An 18,404-nucleotide genomic window follows, 5' to 3' on the forward strand; every position below is an offset into this window, starting at 1 on the left:
GCGCCAAGCGGCGGCGGGCGCCTGCACCTATTCTTTACACGATGCTAAGGCTCGCCGTGCCATATGTCCGGCTTGTTTCCATCGACAAGGCCGCCGTCCCGTTGCAGCATGACCCGAATTTCGCGGCATCGATCCGCCCGGGCGCGCGCCACTATGGGATGGATTGGCTGCGCATCGCCGCCTTCGCGCTGCTGATCCTCTATCACATTGCGATGGTGTTCGCGCCCTGGCCCTGGATCATCAAGACCGCGCACAGCTATCCCGCGCTGATCCCGCCGATGGCGCTGCTGACGCCGTGGCGGCTGCCGCTGCTGTTCGCGGTCTCGGGCTATGCCTCGCGCAAGCTCTACGATCGTTCGGGCGGCGCGGCGCCCTTTGCCCGTTCGCGCGCATCGCGGCTGCTGATCCCGCTCGCCTTCGGCATGGCCGCGATCGTGCCGCTGGAGATGTGGGTCCGCGTCGCCGAGCATGGCTACCAGCAAGGCTATCTCCATTTCTGGGCGCTCGACTATTGGCGGTTCGGCGACCTGAACGGCGTGACCTTCCCAAGCTGGGAGCATCTCTGGTTCCTCGCCTATCTCGCGGCCTACACCTTCCTGCTGACCGCACTGCTCGGCTGGCGCGGGCCGCAGGTGCTGGCCGGGCTCGATCGGCTGGCGAACTGGCTGGCGCGGGACCGGCGCCTGCTCTGGGTGCCGATCGTCGCACTCGCCACGCTGCGGCTGTCGCTGCTGTTCGTCGCGCCCGAGCATCAGGGGCTGGTGAGCGACTGGGGCGGGCATTCGCAGTACGTGCCCGAGTTCCTGTTCGGCTTCATGCTGGCCGGCGCGCCGCAGCTCTGGCCGGCGCTGGCGCGTGCCTGGAAGCCGGCGCTGCTCGTCGCCGCGCTGGCGGCGGTGCCGGTACTCGCGGTGGAGATCAACTTCCCCGGCGCGGCGGTGCCTTCGCACGCAGTGATGGCGCTCGATCGCGCCGCGCGCTCGACCATGGCCTGGGCGACGATCCTGGCGCTGTTCCACATCGCCGATACCTGGTGGAACCATGACCACCCCTGGCGCAAGCCGCTCGCCGAGGCGGTGTTCCCCTTCTACATCGTCCACCATCCGGCGATCGTGCTGATCGCCTGGGTCACGATGCCGCTGGGCCTCGCGCCCGGCGTGCAGTTCGCGCTGCTGCTGGGCGGCACCGTGGCGACGTGCCTCGCCACCTATCTGATCGGGCGGCGGATCGGCTGGCTCAGGCCGCTGATCGGCCTGTCACCCAAGCCCGTCGCGATAGCGCCGGCTGCCGCGCAATACCGTCCCGCCCGCTAGCGTCACGGTAAAATCGCCGCTGCGGTCGGTCTCGATGCGCTGGATCGCGGCACGGCGGACGATGCGCCCGCGATGGATCCGCACGAAGCGGCCCCCGAGCGTCTCGGCCAGCGCCGCCAGCGTCGAGCGATGGAGCAGGACGCGCTGCCCCCAGGCGATCTCGACATAATTGCCCGCCGAAGCCGCCCAGTCGATTGCATCGACCGGAACATGGTGCGTGACGTTGCCGTCGGGGACCAGGACGACCTCTTCCGGTGCCTTCGCCGGCTCGGCGCGCGACAGCCACCAGATCGCAAAGGCGAAGAAGGCGGCGAGCAGGACATAGGTCGCGGCATCCTTGCGATATTCGTAGAGCAGCCGTTCGCCGATCCCGCCGAAGCCATACTCCTCGCCCATCGCGCGATAAACGGCGATGCGCAGCGCGATCATGCCCAGGACATGGGCGATCGACAGCGGCACCGTCGCGGCGGCGTGCGCGGCGATCGCCCAGGGCCAGGCAAGCCGCGGCGGGCGGGCGCGAGCGACGATCCAGCCGATCACCGGCAGCAGCGCGATCCACAGCGTCATGCTGGTGAGCTCCCAGATCGCGACGTGGAGCACGGTCTGCGGGTGCCCCGCATTGGCGAAATCGGCGAGCGACGTGGAGGCGTTCACGAAGAGCTGAAGGCCGGCGAAAGCGATGAAGCCGAGGACAAGCACCACCAGCCTGCGGCGGCGCGCACCGCTGGTCCCGCATTCCCCGCCGTTCGTCCCTGCCGATCTTTCCGTCATCCCGCGCCGCCCGCCGCTCCTCCCTTCCCGATACCGGACCCCTGCCCCTGTCGCTAGCCATCGCCTGTCAAGACGGAGGCTCGCTATGGAACGGCATTACGGAATGGACTGGCTTCGGATCGGCGCGTTCGCGCTGCTGATCCTCTATCATGTCGGCATGGTCTTCGTGCCCTGGGGGTTCCAGGTGAAGACCGCCGCGCCCGCCGAATGGGTGGCGGTGCCGATGTTCCTCACCAATGCGTGGCGGCTGATGCTGCTCTTCCTCGTTTCCGGCTTCGCCAGCCGCGCACTGCTCGCCAAGTCGGACGGCGTGCGCGGCTTCCTGCGCAACCGCAACGCGCGGCTGCTGATCCCGCTCGCCTTCGGCATGGCGGTGGTGGTGCCGCCGCAGAGCTGGGTCGAGCTGGTGACCCAGCATGGCTATGCGCACGGCCTCGGCTGGTTCCTGGCGCACGACTATTTCCGCTTCGGGACGCTCGACGGCGTCCTCCTGCCGACCTGGAACCACCTATGGTTCGTCGCCTATCTCTGGGCCTATACGATCGCGCTCGGCGCATTGCTGGCACTGCCGCGCCCGGAGCGGCTGCAGGCATGGTTCGACCGCGCGTTCGGCGGCGCGGGCGCGCTGTGGCTGCCGCTCGCCTGGCTGCTGCTGTTCCAGGTGATCCTGTTCCGCCGCGGCGAGGAGACGCATGACCTGGTGCGCGACGGCGTTGCGCACCTTGCCTATTTCCCCGCCTTCCTGTTCGGCTTCGGCCTTGCCGGTTCGCGGCGCGCCATGGTCGCGCTGGCGCGCGGATGGCCGCTGGCGGCGATGCTGGCGCTCGCCGGCTATGCGATCGTCGCGGGGATCGAGATCCGCTGGCCCGGCGACACGATCGTCTCGCGCTGGGTGGGCTATGCGTTCCGTATCGCGCGCGAGGTGCAGACCTGGGCGAGCATCGCCGCGCTGATCGGCCTGGCCGAACGCTATCTCAACCGCGACAATGCGTGGCGGCCGATGCTGACCGAGGCCGTCTTCCCCTTCTACATCATCCACCAGACGGTGATCGTCCTCGTCGAATATACCCTGCTGCCCCATGGCCTGCATCCGGCGGCCGAGTTCGCGATCCTGGTGGCGGCGACCGTCGCGGGATGCTGGCTGTTCTATCTGGCAGGCCGCGAGATTTCGTGGCTGCGCCCGCTGATCGGGCTGCGTCCCCGTCTGGCGGCGCGCAGCCGATCTGCTAGGGAGGCGGCACCAACGCTCAGAGTGCCCTAATGCGCCTCGCCCTGATCCTGTTCGGAGCCCTGCTCATGCCCCTGTCCGCCCATGCCCAGCAAAAGCCCAAATGGACGCTGGTGATCCATGGCGGCGCCGGGATCATCGAGAAGGGCAAGCTGGCTCCCGAGCAGGAAGCGGGGGCGATAGCCGGGCTGAGCGCCGCGCTCGACGCCGGGGCGCAGGTGCTGGCGGACGGCCGCAGCGCGCTCGACGCGGTGCAGGCGGCGGTCCAGGTGCTGGAGGACGATCCTCATTTCAACGCCGGGCGCGGCGCGGTGTTCACCTGGGACGGGCGCAACGAGCTCGACGCCGCGATCATGGACGGCAGCAATCGCGCCGCCGGTGCGGTGGCCGGCACCACCACGACGCGCCATCCGGTCGCGCTCGCGCGCAAGGTGATGGAGGCAAGCCCGCATGTGCTGCTCACGGGCGCGGGCGCCGATCAGTTCGCGCAGGAACAGGGGCTGGAGCAGGTGGGCAATGACTGGTTCGCCACGCCCGAGCGCCGCGAGCAGCTCGACAAGATGAAGGCGAACGACAAGCTCGGCTGGTTCGACGTCGACCTGAAATACGGCACGGTCGGCGCGGTGGCGATGGACACGCACGGCCATGTCGCCGCCGCCACCTCCACCGGCGGGCTCACCGGCAAGCGCTGGGGCCGCATCGGCGATTCGCCGCTGATCGGCGCGGGCACCTATGCCGATGATCGCGCCGGCGCCGTATCCGCCACGGGCGCGGGCGAGTTCTTCATCCGCGAAGGCGCGGCGCACGAGATTTGCGCGCGCGTCCGCTTCAAGGGCGAGAGCCTGAAGCAGGCCGCCGACACGGTGATGGCCGACATCAAGGCGCTGGGCGGCACCGGCGGCGTGATCCTGACCGGCCCGAACGGCGAAATGGCCTGGAGCTTCAACACGCCGGGCATGTATCGCGGCAAGGCATCGGCGGACGGCGTGCGCGTCGTCGCCCTATACGGAGACGAGAAGTGAAGCGTATCCTTATCCTGCTCGCCGCACTGATCGGCTTCGCGAGCCCTGCGCACGCCTGGTGGGAATATGGCCATCAGACGGTGGCCGCGATCGCCTACAGGAACGTGACGCCGCAGGTGCGCGCGACGATCGGCCGCATGCTCGCGCAATCCGGGCCGCTGCTCGACACGCCCGAATGCCCGACCGGCACGATCGAGCAGGCGAGCGTCTGGGCCGATTGCGTCAAGAAGCTCGGCGACCGCTTCCGCTATGCCTATACGTGGCACTTCCAGGACGTGAACATCTGCAAGCCGTTCGACCTCAAGCCACCGTGCAAGGACGGCAATTGCGTGTCGGCGCAGATCGAGCGCGAGGTGAAGCTGCTGAAGGACAAGGGCACGCCGGTACGCGACCGGGTGCAGGCGCTGGTCTTCCTGATCCACTTCGTCGGCGACCTGCACCAGCCGCTCCATGCCGGCGAGATGGACGATGCCGGCGGCAACAAGCTGAAGGCGAGCTACGGCATCTACGCGACCGACCGGCTGAACCTCCATTCGATCTGGGACGGGCTGCTCGCCGAGCGGGCGATCTCGACGCCGCCTTCGCTGGTGCGCGTCCATGGCGCGGCGGAGCGGCGGGCGGTCCAGGCCGGCACGGTGACGGACTGGAGCCGCGAGAGCTGGCAGGTGGCGCGCGACGTGGTCTACCGCAGCGCGCTGGGCCGCGATCCGTGCGTGGGATCGGAAACGCCGGTGAAGCTGGACGAGGCGACGATCGCATCGCTGGTTCCGGCGGCCCGGCTCCAGGTGGAGCGCGGCGGGCTGCGGCTGGCCAAGCTGCTGAACGAAGCGCTGGGCTGAAGGCCAGCCGGTTGACACGGTTGACGCCTATATTGCGAAAATCCCTTCCTCCTCGAATTTCGCACGTATCGGGACTTCGACGATGAGAAAGAGCTCCCTTGGATCGCCGATGAAATCCTACATTGCAAGCGGCCGGATGGTCTTGGGATTTCAGTCCGGATCGCCCCAGCGCCACCGCCAGCCGCCGCGCGTGCGCTGCGCGGCGATGAGGGTGAAGCCGGCGGCCAGCAACAGCATGAGCGGGATGAAGATCGCCGGATGCCGCTCCGCGAGGGTCGCAGCCAGCGCAGCGACGAGTCCGAGGAAACCGATGAGCAGCGCCCAGCCCTGCCACGCGACCGGCAACCCCGTACCATAGCCATAGCGCTTCGGCGCGAACCAGGCGCCGTCGTCCCGATCCCGGCTCATCGCAGCACCAGGACCAGCAGGCCGATCAGCGCCAACGCACCGAACGGCGCCGCCAACGGACGAGGATTGCGGGTAAAAACTCCGATCATTCCGATTCTCCTTGCCGCTCCTTGGGCGGGCGGCCGCGCTTCGCGCGGACCGGCTCCGCCAGCTTCACTCCCCGTTTCTGCAGCGCCTCGCGCAGCAGGCATTCGACCTGTGCGTTGACGCTGCGCAGGTCGCTCGCCGCCGAGCGCTCGATCGCCGCGTAGAGCGCGGGATCGAGACGCAGGGGGAATGCCTTTTTCTGCAGGGGGACCGACACGATACGCCTTTACTGGTAGAGCGAGCCCGCATTGACGATCGGCTGGGTGTCGCGCTCGCCGCACAGCACGACCATCAGGTTCGAAACCATCGCCGCGCGGCGCTCGTCGTCGAGCTCGACCACGTTCTTCGCCGAAAGCTGGGCCAGCGCCATCTCGACCATGCCGACCGCGCCCTCGACCAAAGTGGTGCGCGCCGCGACCACCGCCTGGGCCTGTTGCCGCCGGAGCATCGCGCCGGCGATCTCCTGCGCATAGGCCAGGTGGGTGAAGCCGCACTCGTCCACGGTGATGCCCGCCACCGCCAGCCGCTCGATCAACTCGGCGCGCAGCTCGGCGCCGACCTGATCGTGATTGCCGCGCAGCGTCACCTCCTGATGCTCGAAATCGTCATAGGGATAGCGCGAGCCGATCGTGCGCACCGCCGCCTCGATCTGGACGTTCACGAACGCCTTGTAATCGTCGACGTCGAACAGCGCCTGCGCCGTGTCGGTCACGCGCCAGACCACCTGCGCCGCCATCTCGATCGGATTGCCGCGCAGATCGTTCACCTTGATCCGCTCGGAGATGATGTTGTTGGCGCGCACCGACAGCTTCTTCTTGATCATCCACGGCCAGGTCCAGCGCAGGCCCGTGGTGCGATCGGTGCCCTTGTAATCGCCGAACAGGGTGATCACGACCGCCTGGTTGGGCTGGAGCAGATAGAAGCCCGCCAGCACGAAGAGGAAGACGAGGATCGCGGCGATCAGCCAGCTCACCACGATCGCGTCCGCAATGCGATCGATCTGGGTAAGCGCGGCGATGCCGGCCGCGAGCGAAACCAGCAGCACCAGCAGCACCAGCAACATGCCGTAACCGCCCATCGTGCTGGCCGTGCCTTCGCCGCTTTGCCGCAGCGCGGATGCCTGAGCCCGAACGTCCGTCATCAAACCCTCCTGTAATTGTGATATCGTATTTATATCGCAGGCGGGCGAAGCACAAGCGGAATCGGAAGCGCTCAGTTTCAAGTCCTCCCCCAGCTTGCTGGGGGAGGGGGATCGCGCCCGCAGGGCGTGGTGGAGGGGCGGCGCGAAGCGCTGTGGTCCCTTGCCACACGATCCTCCGGCCTTCGGCCGCCCCCTCCACCATGCTGCGCATGGTCCCCCTCCCCGAGCAAAGCTCGGGGAGGATCTGGTGGAACAAAAAGGCCGCCGGAGCCTTCGCCCCGGCGGCCTTTTCCTTTCGACGGATGCCGATCAGTTCAGGACGATCGTCACCGCGCGGCGGTTCTGCGCCCAGCTTGCCTCGTCCGAACCCAGCGCGAGCGGGCGTTCCTTGCCATAGCTGATCGTGGTGATCCGATCGGACGACACGCCGCGCGCGGCGAGATAGTTCTTGGCCGCATTGGCGCGGCGATCACCGAGCGCGAGATTATATTCGCGGGTGCCGCGCTCGTCGCAATGGCCCTCGATCGTGATCCGCACGGCCGGATGCGCCGCGAGCCAGGTGGCCTGGCTGTCGAGCACGGCGCGCGCCTCGGGATCGATGTCATATTCATCCAGCGCGAAATGGATCGTGTCGCTGGTCACTTCGCGGCGGAACTGCTCGGCGAGCCCGCTCATCGTCTGGTTCTCGCCATTGCCGTAATTGCCGGGCTGCTCCACCGGCTGCTCGGTCGGCGCGGGGGGCAGCTCCTTCGGCGGCTTCTTGGTGCAACCCGCGGTCGCGACGAGCGCGGTAGCCATCAGCAGGCTGGTCGTGATCCTGGCCATATGTTCCTCCTTCTTGTTGAGTGTCTGCTTTTATACCGGAGCATTACGCGCTCGTTTCGATTTGGTTCAGGGGCGGATCGGGCCCCAGTTCGGATCGGAGCCGTCGAGCGGCGTCGGCACCTTGCGCGCATTGACGCCGGTCAGGTCCACCGACCACAGGTCCGGACGGCCCGATCCCTGGGCCGAGCGGAAGAACATCAGCACGCGGCCGTTGGGCGACCAGCTGGGGCCTTCGTCGCCCCAGCTATTGGTCAGCAAGCGCTCGCCGCTGCCGGACGGGCTCATCACGCCGATGCGGAACGCGCCGCCGCCGATGCGGGTGAAGGCGATCAGATCGCCGCGCGGGCTCCATACCGGCGTAGCATAGCGCCCGCCGCCGAAGCTGATGCGGCGCTGGTTGCCACCGTCCGCATCCATCACATAGAGCTGCTGGGTGCCGCCGCGATCGCTCTCGAACACGATCTTGCTGCCGTCGGGCGAATAGCTGCCGCCGGTATCGATGCCGGGCGAGGTGGTCAGCCGCTGCGGCGATCCGCCGCTCGAGGCGACGCGATAGATGTCGGTATTGCCACCCTGCGCCATCGAGAAGACCACCCAGCGCCCGTCGGGCGACCAGTGCGGCGCGAAGTTCAGGTTGACGTTGGCGACGAGCGTGCGGTCGCTGCGCGAGCCGAGATCGTAGATGTGGATCGACGGGCGATCCTTCTCATAGCTCATATAGAGGATCGCATTCTGGCGCGGCGAGATGCGCGGCGTCAGCACGATCGACTGGCCGTTGGTCAGGAAACGGTGGTTGGCGCCGTCCTGGTCCATGATCGCGAGTTGCTTGCGGCGGCGGTTCTTCGGCCCCTGCTCGGCGATATAGGCGACCTGGCTGTCGAAATAGGGGCCTTCGCCGGTCAGCCGGGTGTAGATGGCGTCGGCGCATTTGTGCGCGGCGCGGCGCCAGTCGCCGGGCGAGACGACGAAGCCCTGGCGGATCAGCTCGGTGCGCGAGGCGACGTCGTAGAGATAGCAGCCGACGGTGAACGAGCCGTTGGGGTTGGCGCGGATATAGCCCTGGACCAGCGCCTGCGCGCCGGTGCCGCCCCAGCGATCATAAGCGGGCGCGGTGACTTCGCTATAGGCGACCGGGAACAGCCGGGCGGCGGGAATCGGCGTGAACAGCCCCGAATTGCGCAGATCGTTGGTGATGATCTCCGACAGTTTCTGGCCGAGCACGTCGGTCGATCCCGCAGCGGTGTTCGCCACGGCATTGGTCGGCATGACGGGAATGGCGATCGGCATCGGCGCGGAGATGCCGCCGATCACGTCGATCACGGCATCCTGGTCCTGATCGGCGGGCGTCTGCTGGCCGGCGACGACCGGCGGCGCGGGAACCTGCTGCGCATGCGCGGCCCCGCTCGCCATCAGCGCGAAGGCCAAGGTCAAAAGGCGAAGTCTCATCAATCCATCCTCATCCTGGCAATTTGTAGCGCAGCGTCACGCTCTTCCACCCGCCCGGCACGTCATACAACTCATCGGGCAATCCGCGCAGCGGCGAACAGCCCTTGAAGGTCGCGATCGCAAGATCCTTCACGCGCTCGACATAACGGCGGTTGGAATCATTATCCCCATCGACGGCTCCCACCGTCGGTTCCGCAGCCAGCGAGCCGTCGCGATTGAGCCGCAGCCGGATCGCCACGCGGATCTGCTCGGCGCCCGGCCCGGGCGTGACCTGGCGGTTCGCGCAGGGCTGGACCTGGCGCTGGATCGCCGCGGCGAAGCTCGCGCGCTCGGCAGGCGATGCCGACGTCGCGGGCGGGGTGATCGCGGTGCTGGCGGTCTTGTTGTTCGACTTGCCGATGTCGAGCCCGTCGAGATTGCCCGTGGGCTTGACCGGCCGATTGCTCGGCTTGCTCGGGGTCTTCGGCGGCGCGGCGGCGACCGGCTTCTGCGCCGGCTGCGGTTTCGCGACAGGCGCGGGAGCGGGGGCCGGCTTGGGCGGCGTCGGCTGCGGCTTCGCGACGGGTTGCGGCTCGACGCTGGGCTCGGGCGGCGCTTCGTCGGGCTCGACCGGCGCTTCGACCGGCGATTTCTTCGCGGCCAGCTCCTCATGGCTCACCACCGGCGCGGTGCTTTCCATGCCGATATCGTCCGACAGCGACACCTCGATCGGCACGCTCTTGAGCTTGTCCGGATTGGGCGTGGCGAGGAAGCCGACCGACAACAGGCCGAACAGGACGACATGCCCCGCCAGCGCCACCGTCAGGCCCGCACCCTCGGAACGTTCGATCACGGATTGCTGCCCGGATCGGTGAGCAGCGAGACGCGGTTCAGCCCCGCGCGATTGAGCTCGCCCATCACGCGCATGACCTTGCCATAGCCCAGCCCCTGGTCGCCGCGCAGATAGATCTGGGGCGGCTTGCCGTCAGGCCCCGCCTTGCCGGCGATGCCCTCCAGCTTGGCGGGCAGCGCCGCATCGGCCACCTGCTCGTTGTCGACGAACACCTGGCCCTTGTCGTCGATCGAGATCTGGACGGGCTTCTGGTCCTGGTCGAGCGCCTTGGCGCGGCTCTCGGGCAGGTTCACCGGCACGCCGGCGGTGAGCAGCGGGGCGGTCACCATGAAGATGATCAGCAGCACCAGCATGACGTCGACCAGCGGCGTCACGTTGATCTCCGCCATCGGCTGGCGCCGGCCGCGGCCCTTGCTGGAGGGGAGGTGCATGGCCATGGCTAAATTCCTCCCCGGAACGGGGAGGGGGACCATCGCGCAGCGATGGTGGAGGGGCGGCGGTGGAACACCGCCGTCTGCGACGGCGGCCCCTCCACCACCGGCCTGCGGCCGGCGGTCCCCCTCCCCGTTCCGGGGAGGAATTTTGACTTGGCCAGCCTCACGCCTCCATCTCCAGCCGGCGGCTGAGCGTGGCGTGGAAGCCGTCGGCGAAGCGGTTGAGCCGTGCCTCGACGCGGTTCACGGCGTGGCTGTAGCGGTTGTAGGCGATCACCGCGGGGATGGCGGCGAACAGGCCGATCGCGGTGGCGAACAGCGCCTCGGCGATGCCCGGCGCGACCACGGCGAGCGACGAGCTCTTCGCGGCGGCGATGCCGGTGAAGCTGCGCATGATGCCCCAGACCGTGCCGAACAGGCCGACGAACGGCGCGACCGCGCCGACGGTGGCGAGGAAGTTCAGCCGGTCCGCGAGGCGATCGATCTCCTGCGCGACCGTGGCGCCCATCGCGGTGGCCAGCCGCTCGCGCGTGCCCTCGCGATCGATGGCCTTGCCCGAGGTCGAGCGGCGCCATTCGGTGACGCCCGCCGAGAAGACGCGGGCGATCGGCTGGTCGCGGCCGGATATGCGGCGATGGAACTCGTCGATATCGTCCGCTTCGCGATATTCGCGCTCGAACGCGTCAATCGCCTTGCGCACGCTGCTCGCACGGAAGCTGAAGCTCAGGATGATCGTCCAGGTCCACAGGCTCGCGAGCAGCAGGCCGAGCATGACGACCTTCACGACGATGTCCGCCTGCAGGAACAGGCCGACCGGCGACATGGTGGCGGCGTCGGTACTGATGAATTCCATGAGGGCTCAGCTCTCCTTCCAGACCAGAGGTTCGAACGCCGCCACCCATTCCGGGGGCTGACGCCGCGGCCGCCCGGACGGGGAGACGAATGCCGCCTCGACCTCCGCTTCGGCCAATATGATTGTCCCGCGCATGACTCGTTGCTGAATATGAACGGACGCGGGCCGCAGCCGGACAAGCCGGCTGGCGACGATAAGTTCCTCGCCCAGCCGCGCCGGCGCGCGATACCGGATATGCATGTCGCGGATCGCATAGGCGCCCTCGCCCGCCTCGAACGCGGCGCGCTGATCGATGCCGGCGCGCTCCAGCATGTCCGAACGGGCGCGCTCCATGAAGCGCAGGTAATTGGCGTGATAGACGACCCCGGTGAGATCGGTGTCCTCGAAATAGACGCGCAGCGCGAAGCGATGCTCGAGCCCGTCGAAGCGGCCGGCGGGGGCGTGATCGGCGCGGTCCATGGCCGGGCTCCTAACCCAGCGATTCGCCGAGCGGAACCCCTGCAAACCCGGCCGCGGGGCAAGCAACGTGTAACAATGGGTTAAGTGAAATGTCCGTTGCCGCCCAGGCGAGCGGTTTTCGCGACGGCTTAGCTCACCCCGAGCTGCCACAGCACGAACGCCATCTCGTCGGCGGATTCCTTCAGGCTCTCCCACCGGCCGGACTTGCCGCCATGGCCGGCGCCCATGTTGGTCTTGAGCACCAGCACGTTGCCGTCGGTCTTGGTGGCGCGGAGCTTCGCCGCCCATTTGGCGGGCTCCCAATAGGTCACGCGCGGATCGTTGAGGCCGCCCGAGATGAACATCGGCGGATAGGGGTGCGCCGCGACATTGTCATAGGGCGAATAGCTGCGGATCAGCTCGAACGCCGCCTTGTCCTCGACCGGATTGCCCCATTCGGGCCATTCGCCGGGCGTGAGCGGCAGGCTCTCGTCGAGCATCGTGTTGAGCACGTCGACGAACGGCACGTCGGCGATCACCACGCCCCACAGATCGGGATCGGAGTTCACCACCGCCCCCATCAGCTCGCCGCCCGCCGAGCGCCCGGCGATGGCGATGCCGCCCTTGTGGGTGAAGCCGCGTTCGATCAGCCCCTTCGCCACATCGACGAAATCGTTGAAGGTGTTGGCGCGCTTCTCCAGCTTGCCGTCGTGATACCATTGCTGGCCGAGATCGTCGCCGCCGCGGATATGGGCGATGGCGAAGGCCATGCCGCGATCGAGGAACGACATGCGGCTGGTCGAGAAGCCCGGCGGGATCGCATAGCCATAGGCGCCATAGGCATAGAGATAGAGCTTGCCGGAGCCGTCGCGCGGGAAGTCCTTGGGATAGACGATCGAGACCGGAACCTCGGTCCCGTCGCGCGCGGCGATCTTGAGCCGTTCGGTACGATATTTGCTGCCGTCATAGCCCGAGGGGATTTCCTGGACCTTGAGCGTCTCCAGCGTGCCGGCCGCGACGTCGTAATCATAGACCGTGCCCGGCGTGACCATCGATTCATAGCCGAGCCGTAGCTTCGAAACCGCATATTCGGGATTGTCGCCCAGCCCCGCGACATAGCTCGCCTCGGGGAATTGCAGCCGCACCGGGGCGATGCCCGCGTCGTAGCGGTGGAGCTCGATCTGATCGAGCCCGTCCTCGCGCCCCTCGACGATGAAGAAATCGGCGAAGCAGGTGATGCCGGTCATGTAGAAATGCTTCGACGGCGCGATCCGCTCGGACCATTCGCCGGGGCTCTCCGCGCTCGCGGTCACCAGCCGGAATTGCGGATCGACATCGTTGGTGTGGATGAACAGCCTACCGTCATGCTCGTCCACGTCATATTCGCGGCCCGGCTTGCGCGGGGCGACGCAGACCAGCGGCGCGGCGGGATTGTCGGCGGGAAGGAGATAGACTTCGCTGGTGACGTGATCGCCGGTCGAGACCAGCAGATATTTGCGCGATTGGGTCTCGCCCACCGCGACCCGGTAGCCCTCATCGGCTTCCCTGAAGATCTCCAGGTCGTTCTCGACTGGCTCGCCCAGCTTGTGCCAGCGGGCATTGTCGGTGCGCCAGTTCTCGTTCGCCAGGCCGTAGAGGAAGCCCGTCGAATCCGAGGTCCAGACGATCTCGGAGAGCATGCCGGGGATCGTATCGGGCAGCAGCGCGCCGGTGGTCAGATCCTTGACGCGGACTTCGAACCGCTCCGAGCCATTGTCGTCGATCGCATAGGCGAGCCAGCGCCCGTCGGGGCTGGCCGCGATCGCGCCGAGGCGGAAATATTCCTTGCCCGCGGCCAGCGCCGGCTCGTCGAGGATGAGCTGGTCCGCGCCGCCTGCGGCGGGCTTGCGCCACCAGCGCGGATATTCGCCGCCGGTCTCGTAATCGGTCCAGTAGATCCAGTCGCCGTCGCGCTGGGGGACGGTCGATTCGTCCTCCTTGATCCGCCCGCGCATCTCCTTGAACAGGGTATCGGAAAGCGGCTTGAGCGGCGCCATCACGCCTTCGAAGAAGCGGTTCTCCTCCTCCAGATAGGCGAGGACGTCCTTGTCGGCGACCTCCGGATAGCCGGGATCCTTGATCCACGCCCAGGGGTCTTCGATCGTGACGCCGTGCGCGGTGAAGCTATGGGGACGGGTGGCGGCGACGGGGGGCTTGGCTTCGGTCATGCCGCAGCCCTATCGCGTCGCGCCGGGCGAGGCCAGACCGGGCTATGCCGGCTGGCTGAACAGGCTCTGCGAGGGCAGCACCACCGATTCGCCCGAATGGCGCGTCACGGCGTAGGTGAAGCCCGGCAGCACCGCGAAGGCGCCCACCTGGCCATCCTGGCCGAGCGCGAGAAAGCCGACCTGGAGCCCCTTGATGGCATCGCCGCGCAACTGCGCGATATGCTTCACCGCCTCCTCGCACGCCGCCTGCGGCGACATGCCGGCGCGCATCGAGGCGACCACCCGCGCGGTCCCGGCGATGCGCGTCACTTCCTCACCCACGCCGGTCGAGGCGGCGGCGCCGACGCCCTTCTCGATGAACAGGCCGCAGCCTGCCTGGGGGGAGTCGCCCACCCGCCCGCGCATCTTGAAGGCCATGCCGGAGGTGGTGCAGGCGGCGGCCATCCGCCCGTCGAGCCCGCGCGCCATGATGCCGATCGTATCGTGATTGCGCCGCGAGCCCGGCGGCGCCGGAAGCTGGTTCTCGATATTGGCGACGGGCCGGTAGCGCGCGGTCTTCAGCCACTCGCGCCACGCCTTTTCTGCCTCGGGCGTCAGCAGGTTGGTGCGCTCCATGCCCTGGTCGAGCGCGAAGCGGGTCGCCCCTTCCCCCACCAGCAGCGTGTGCGGCGTCTTCTCCATCACCAGCCGGGCGACCGAGATCGCGTGGACGACATCCTCCAGCGCGGCGACCGCGCCGACGCCGCCGTCGTCGCTCATGATGATCGCGTCGAGCGTCACATGCCCGTCGCGATCGGGATAGCCGCCATAGCCGACCGAATGGTTGGTCGGATCCGCCTCGGGCACCCTGGCGCCGGCCTCGACCGCGTCGAGCGCCGTGCCGCCGGCCTTGAAGCGGGCCAGCGCGGCCTCGTTCGCCGCCTTGCCGAAATCCCAGGTGGAGAGGACCGCGACCGGGTCCGCGGCGTCCGCCGCCCTGGCGGTGCCCGCCGCCAGCAGGGCGGTGGCGCCGAGCCCCATCGCCGTGCGCCGCGAAATGCCTTCGTTCATCGCCTGCTTCCCCCTTCGATCCCGGCGCGCAATTGCTGCACGACCATCTTGTCCGTCCTGCGGCGCGGCCCGGCCGCGAAACCCAGGCGCACGGCCTGCGCATCGGGATCCGGCCCCGGACGGCTGGCCGATCCATGCACCTCGCGCACGCCGGTATAGGCGATGAGCGGCGCGACATTCTCCGGCGTGACACCCGATCCGGCGATGATCGACAGCCGGTCTCCCGCCGCCTCGACCATTGCCGCCAGCGTCGCCATGCCCTGGGCCGCGGTGGGCGCGCCGCCGGAACTGAGGATCTTGTCGTAGCCGAGCGCGGCCGCCTCGCGCACCGCCCCGATCGGATCGGGCACGAGATCGATCGCGCGATGCAGCACGATCGTCGCATCGCCCGCGGCATCGCGGAAGCGCGCCAGCGCCTCCCGGTCCAGCGTCCCATCGTGCCGCAACGCGCCGACCACCACGCCCGCGACGCCGCGCGCGACGCCCAGGCGGATATCCTCGATCATCAGGGCCGCCTCGCCCTCCTCCAGCACGAAGCCGCCGGCGCGGGGCCGTATCATCATATGGATCGGGCAATTGGTCCCGACCGCGCGCGCCACCAGCGCCGCCGACGGCGTGAGGCCGCCGAGCTCCAGGCCGGAGCAGAGCTCGATCCGGTCGGCGCCGCCGGCGACCGCCGCGTCGATCCCGGCGGGATCATCGACACAGATTTCGAGAACGGCCATCACGCGCCCATCATGTCGAGCGCCACTGCCTCGGCCACCTTGACCCCGTCCACCGCCGCCGAGAGGATGCCGCCGGCATAGCCCGCGCCCTCGCCCGCCGGGTAGAGGCCGGCGGTGTTGAGGCTCTGGAAGTCCTTGCCGCGCGTGATGCGGATCGGCGAGGAGGTGCGCGTCTCCACCCCGGTCATCACCGCGTCGGGATGGTCGTAGCCTGGGATCTGGCGCCCGAACGCGACCAAAGCCTCGCGCATCGCCGTCACCGCGAATTCGGGGAGCACCTCGGCGAGGTCGGTCATCTTCACGCCGGGGCGATAGGAGGGGATCACCTCGCCCAATTCAGTCGAGGGCCGCCCCGCGACGAAATCGCCCAGCTTCTGCGCCGGCGCCTTGTAGTCGGAGCCGCCCGCGACATAGGCCTTTTCCTCCAGCCGGCGCTGGAGCTCGATGCCGGCCAGCGGATGGCCGGGGTAATCGCGCTCGGGATCGATCGCGACGACGATGCCCGAATTGGCGTTGCGCTCGTTGCGCGAATATTGGCTCATGCCGTTGGTGGCGACGCGCCCTTCCTCCGACGTGGCGGCGACCACCGTGCCGCCGGGGCACATGCAGAAGCTGTAGACCGCGCGGCCGTTGCTCGCCTGGTGCGAGATCGCATAGTCGGCCGCGCCGAGGATCGCGTTGCCGGCATTGGGACCGAAGCGGGCGCGGTCGATCCAGCTTTGCGGATGCTCGATACGGACGCCGATCGAGAAGGGCTTGGGCTCGATGAAGACGCCGCGATCATGGAGCATCTGGAACGTGTCGCGGGCGCTGTGGCCGAGCGCGAGGACGACATGATCGGCGGCGATCGTCTCGCCGGTCTGGAGCTCGACGCCCGTCACGCGGCGATTGCCCTCGGCGTCGGTCTCGATGTCGAGGTCCACCACCCGGTGCTGCCAGCGATATTCGCCGCCCAGCGCCTCGATCGTCTCGCGGATGCTCTCGACCATCGTGACCAGGCGGAAGGTGCCGATATGCGGATGCGCCTCGGTGAGGATCTCCTCGGGCGCGCCGGCCTTGACGAACTCGGTCAGCACCTTGCGGTCGAGGTGGCGGGGATCCTTGATCCGGCTGTAGAGCTTGCCGTCGGAGAAGGTGCCCGCGCCGCCCTCGCCGAACTGGACGTTCGATTCGGGGTTGAGCACGCTCCTGCGCCACAGGCCCCAGGTGTCCTTGGTCCGCTCGCGCACTACCTTGCCGCGATCGAGGATGATCGGGCGGAAGCCCATCTGGGCGAGGATCAGGCCGACGAACAGCCCGCACGGGCCGGCGCCGACCACGATCGGGCGCGGGCCGGTGTAAGGCTGGGGCGCCTGGGTGACGAACCTGTATTCGGTATCGGGCGTCGGGCGGACATTATGGTCGTCGGCGAAGCGCGCCAGCACGGCATCCTCGTCGCGCAGCGTCACGTCGACCGTGTAGATCAGCAGGATATGCGCCTTTTTCCGCGCATCCCAGCCGCGGCGCCAGACCGAGAAGCCGATGAGATCCTCGGGCACGATGCCCAGCCGCGCGCAGATCGCGGCGGGCAGGGCTTCGTCTTCATGGTCGAGCGGAAGCTTGAGATCGGAGAGGCGCAACATTGCCATGCCCTTAGCGCGGGGCGAGGCTTTCCGCCATTCGTCCGCTTCGGCCGGGGCGAGTCAGGCCCGGCTCTCGATTCCGAGCAGCAGTTCCTTGGCCTCCAGCCCACCCGCGAACCCCGTGAGCGCGCCGTTGGTGCCGATCACGCGGTGGCAGGGGGCGATGATCGAGATGGGGTTCCGGCCGTTCGCCGCACCCACCGCGCGGAAGGCGGCCGGCCGGCCGATGGCGCGGGCGATCTCGGCATAGCTGCGCGTCTCGCCATAGGGGATCGCGAGCAGCGCGGCCCAGACCTGCTTCTGGAATGCGGTGCCGTGGAAATCGAGCGGCACGGTGAACGCCGTCAGCGTGCCGGCGAAATAGGCGCCGAGCTGACGTTCGGTCTCGACCAGGATCGGGTGCGCCGCATCCTCGACCAGCGGGCCGAGCCGCACGCGGGCAGGATCGTCATTCTCCCACAGGATCGCCGAGAGGCCCTGCGCGCTGGCGACCAGCTTCAGCGTGCCCACCGGCGACGCCATCGTCTTGTACGAGAAGGTCATGGGTTCACTCCTATTGCGTCGGGAGCGGAATAGGGAGGCCCGGCGCGCGATACGCTCCGCGGCTTGCGCTCAAAGCGAATCAGTTGCCGGGATCGTCCGGCTGCGGGCGCCGGTAGAGCGTCCATTCATGCTCGCCGGTGACGACGTCCGGATAGGGGCGGCCGTTGGCGTCACGGCTCGGCTTGTAGCGGAAGCGCTGGCGGATCAGCCGGCAGGTCGTCTCGTCGAGATCGGCATTGCCGCTGGAGCGGGTGACGGTGCAGTCGGTCACGCGGCCCTTCACCCCCACGGTGAAGCGCAGATACACGGTCCCGCTCGCGCCTGCCCTGAGCGCGGGGCGCGGATAATCGGAATCGCGGATGCGTCCGCCGACCCACTCCAGCGGCGTGCCGCCGTCGCCATCGCCGTTCCCGGCGCCGCCGCTGCCCGTCCCGGTGCCCTGCCCGCCCGCGCCGGTGCCCGGCCCGGCGCCCGGCCCGTTGCCTGACCTGGCCTGGCCGCGCCTCCGGCGCGCGCGGCGGCCCACGACCGCCGCCCCCGGCGCGCGGGCCGGGCCGGGCTGGCGAGCCCCCGGCCCGGCCACCCCTGGGGGGGGCGGGCGGCGCGCGCCGCGGGCGCCG

Annotated in this window: 20 protein-coding genes; 4 read left to right on the forward strand and 16 right to left on the reverse strand. The window is 68.6% G+C overall.

Annotated features, from left to right (window positions below):
• Nucleotides 1-41 precede the first annotated feature (41 nt).
• On the forward strand, nt 42-1,313 hold the full coding sequence (locus HB724_RS07060) for an acyltransferase family protein (protein WP_213980206.1): 1,272 nt from the start codon (nt 42-44) through the stop codon (nt 1,311-1,313).
• Here HB724_RS07060 and HB724_RS07065 read toward each other — a convergent pair.
• Entirely contained in the window at nt 1,257-2,084 is an 828-nt protein-coding gene (locus HB724_RS07065) for a LytTR family DNA-binding domain-containing protein (protein ID WP_213980207.1), read from the reverse strand. The two genes, HB724_RS07060 and HB724_RS07065, sit on opposite strands and share 57 nt — an antisense overlap.
• Nucleotides 2,085-2,169: 85 nt before the next feature.
• Here HB724_RS07065 and HB724_RS07070 point away from each other — a divergent pair, with 85 nt between their 5' ends.
• Genes HB724_RS07070 through HB724_RS07080 form a run of 3 tightly spaced genes read left to right on the forward strand, consistent with a single transcriptional unit; the run spans nt 2,170 to nt 5,173 of the window.
• Entirely contained in the window at nt 2,170-3,345 is a 1,176-nt protein-coding gene (locus HB724_RS07070; protein ID WP_213980208.1) for an acyltransferase, read from the forward strand.
• A 35-nt stretch (nt 3,346-3,380) separates the two neighbouring features.
• Nucleotides 3,381-4,334, forward strand: coding sequence for an isoaspartyl peptidase/L-asparaginase (locus tag HB724_RS07075; protein ID WP_256731368.1), 954 nt, complete (start codon nt 3,381-3,383; stop codon nt 4,332-4,334).
• Entirely contained in the window at nt 4,331-5,173 is an 843-nt protein-coding gene (locus HB724_RS07080; protein ID WP_213980210.1) for a S1/P1 nuclease, read from the forward strand. Before HB724_RS07075 ends, HB724_RS07080 begins: the two co-directional genes overlap by 4 nt.
• 150 nt (nt 5,174-5,323) lie before the next feature.
• Here HB724_RS07080 and HB724_RS07085 read toward each other — a convergent pair whose 3' ends face one another.
• The 15 genes from HB724_RS07085 to HB724_RS07155 form a co-directional block, all read right to left on the reverse strand.
• Nucleotides 5,324-5,581 carry a hypothetical protein gene (locus HB724_RS07085; RefSeq protein ID WP_213980211.1) on the reverse strand — a complete coding sequence of 86 codons (258 nt, stop codon included), beginning with the start codon at nt 5,579-5,581 and terminating at the stop codon, nt 5,324-5,326.
• An 85-nt stretch (nt 5,582-5,666) separates the two neighbouring features.
• Nucleotides 5,667-5,885, reverse strand: a complete 219-nt coding sequence (locus HB724_RS07090; RefSeq protein WP_213980212.1) for a toxin-antitoxin system HicB family antitoxin — start codon at nt 5,883-5,885, stop codon at nt 5,667-5,669.
• A 9-nt stretch (nt 5,886-5,894) separates the two neighbouring features.
• A complete protein-coding gene (locus HB724_RS07095; protein WP_213980213.1) occupies nt 5,895-6,809 on the reverse strand; it encodes an SPFH domain-containing protein in 915 nt (304 codons plus the stop codon).
• A 309-nt stretch (nt 6,810-7,118) separates the two neighbouring features.
• Nucleotides 7,119-7,634, reverse strand: a complete 516-nt coding sequence (pal, locus tag HB724_RS07100) for a peptidoglycan-associated lipoprotein Pal (RefSeq protein ID WP_213980214.1) — start codon at nt 7,632-7,634, stop codon at nt 7,119-7,121.
• A 66-nt stretch (nt 7,635-7,700) separates the two neighbouring features.
• Entirely contained in the window at nt 7,701-9,080 is a 1,380-nt protein-coding gene (tolB, locus tag HB724_RS07105; protein ID WP_213980215.1) for a Tol-Pal system beta propeller repeat protein TolB, read from the reverse strand.
• 10 nt (nt 9,081-9,090) lie between these two features.
• Nucleotides 9,091-9,912, reverse strand: a complete 822-nt coding sequence (locus tag HB724_RS07110) for a cell envelope biogenesis protein TolA (RefSeq protein WP_346344686.1) — start codon at nt 9,910-9,912, stop codon at nt 9,091-9,093.
• Nucleotides 9,909-10,349 carry a protein TolR gene (gene tolR / locus HB724_RS07115; RefSeq protein ID WP_213980216.1) on the reverse strand — a complete coding sequence of 147 codons (441 nt, stop codon included), beginning with the start codon at nt 10,347-10,349 and terminating at the stop codon, nt 9,909-9,911. The genes HB724_RS07110 and tolR overlap by 4 nt, the downstream gene beginning before the upstream one ends.
• Before the next feature lie 160 nt (nt 10,350-10,509).
• Nucleotides 10,510-11,199: a protein TolQ gene (gene tolQ / locus HB724_RS07120; protein ID WP_213980217.1), complete on the reverse strand. Its 690-nt coding sequence runs from the start codon at nt 11,197-11,199 to the stop codon at nt 10,510-10,512.
• A 6-nt stretch (nt 11,200-11,205) separates the two neighbouring features.
• A complete protein-coding gene (locus tag HB724_RS07125; protein WP_213980218.1) occupies nt 11,206-11,658 on the reverse strand; it encodes a YbgC/FadM family acyl-CoA thioesterase in 453 nt (150 codons plus the stop codon).
• 128 nt (nt 11,659-11,786) lie between these two features.
• Nucleotides 11,787-13,844 carry a S9 family peptidase gene (locus HB724_RS07130; RefSeq protein ID WP_213980219.1) on the reverse strand — a complete coding sequence of 686 codons (2,058 nt, stop codon included), beginning with the start codon at nt 13,842-13,844 and terminating at the stop codon, nt 11,787-11,789.
• A 42-nt stretch (nt 13,845-13,886) separates the two neighbouring features.
• Entirely contained in the window at nt 13,887-14,894 is a 1,008-nt protein-coding gene (locus HB724_RS07135) for a N(4)-(beta-N-acetylglucosaminyl)-L-asparaginase (protein WP_256731363.1), read from the reverse strand.
• Nucleotides 14,891-15,619 (reverse strand): copper homeostasis protein CutC, encoded by a 729-nt coding sequence (locus HB724_RS07140; RefSeq protein WP_218625102.1) that lies wholly within the window; start codon nt 15,617-15,619, stop codon nt 14,891-14,893. The genes HB724_RS07135 and HB724_RS07140 overlap by 4 nt, the downstream gene beginning before the upstream one ends.
• Nucleotides 15,619-17,241: an NAD(P)/FAD-dependent oxidoreductase gene (locus HB724_RS07145; protein WP_213980221.1), complete on the reverse strand. Its 1,623-nt coding sequence runs from the start codon at nt 17,239-17,241 to the stop codon at nt 15,619-15,621. Before HB724_RS07145 ends, HB724_RS07140 begins: the two co-directional genes overlap by 1 nt.
• 60 nt (nt 17,242-17,301) lie before the next feature.
• A complete protein-coding gene (locus HB724_RS07150) occupies nt 17,302-17,784 on the reverse strand; it encodes a methylated-DNA--[protein]-cysteine S-methyltransferase (protein WP_213980222.1) in 483 nt (160 codons plus the stop codon).
• A 79-nt stretch (nt 17,785-17,863) separates the two neighbouring features.
• A partial coding sequence (locus tag HB724_RS07155) for an energy transducer TonB (RefSeq protein ID WP_213980223.1) occupies nt 17,864-18,404 on the reverse strand: 541 nt, incomplete at its 5' end.

This window comes from Sphingomonas sp. dw_22, from assembly GCF_018449795.1.
In the GTDB taxonomy this organism is placed as follows: Bacteria; Pseudomonadota; Alphaproteobacteria; order Sphingomonadales; family Sphingomonadaceae; genus Sphingomonas.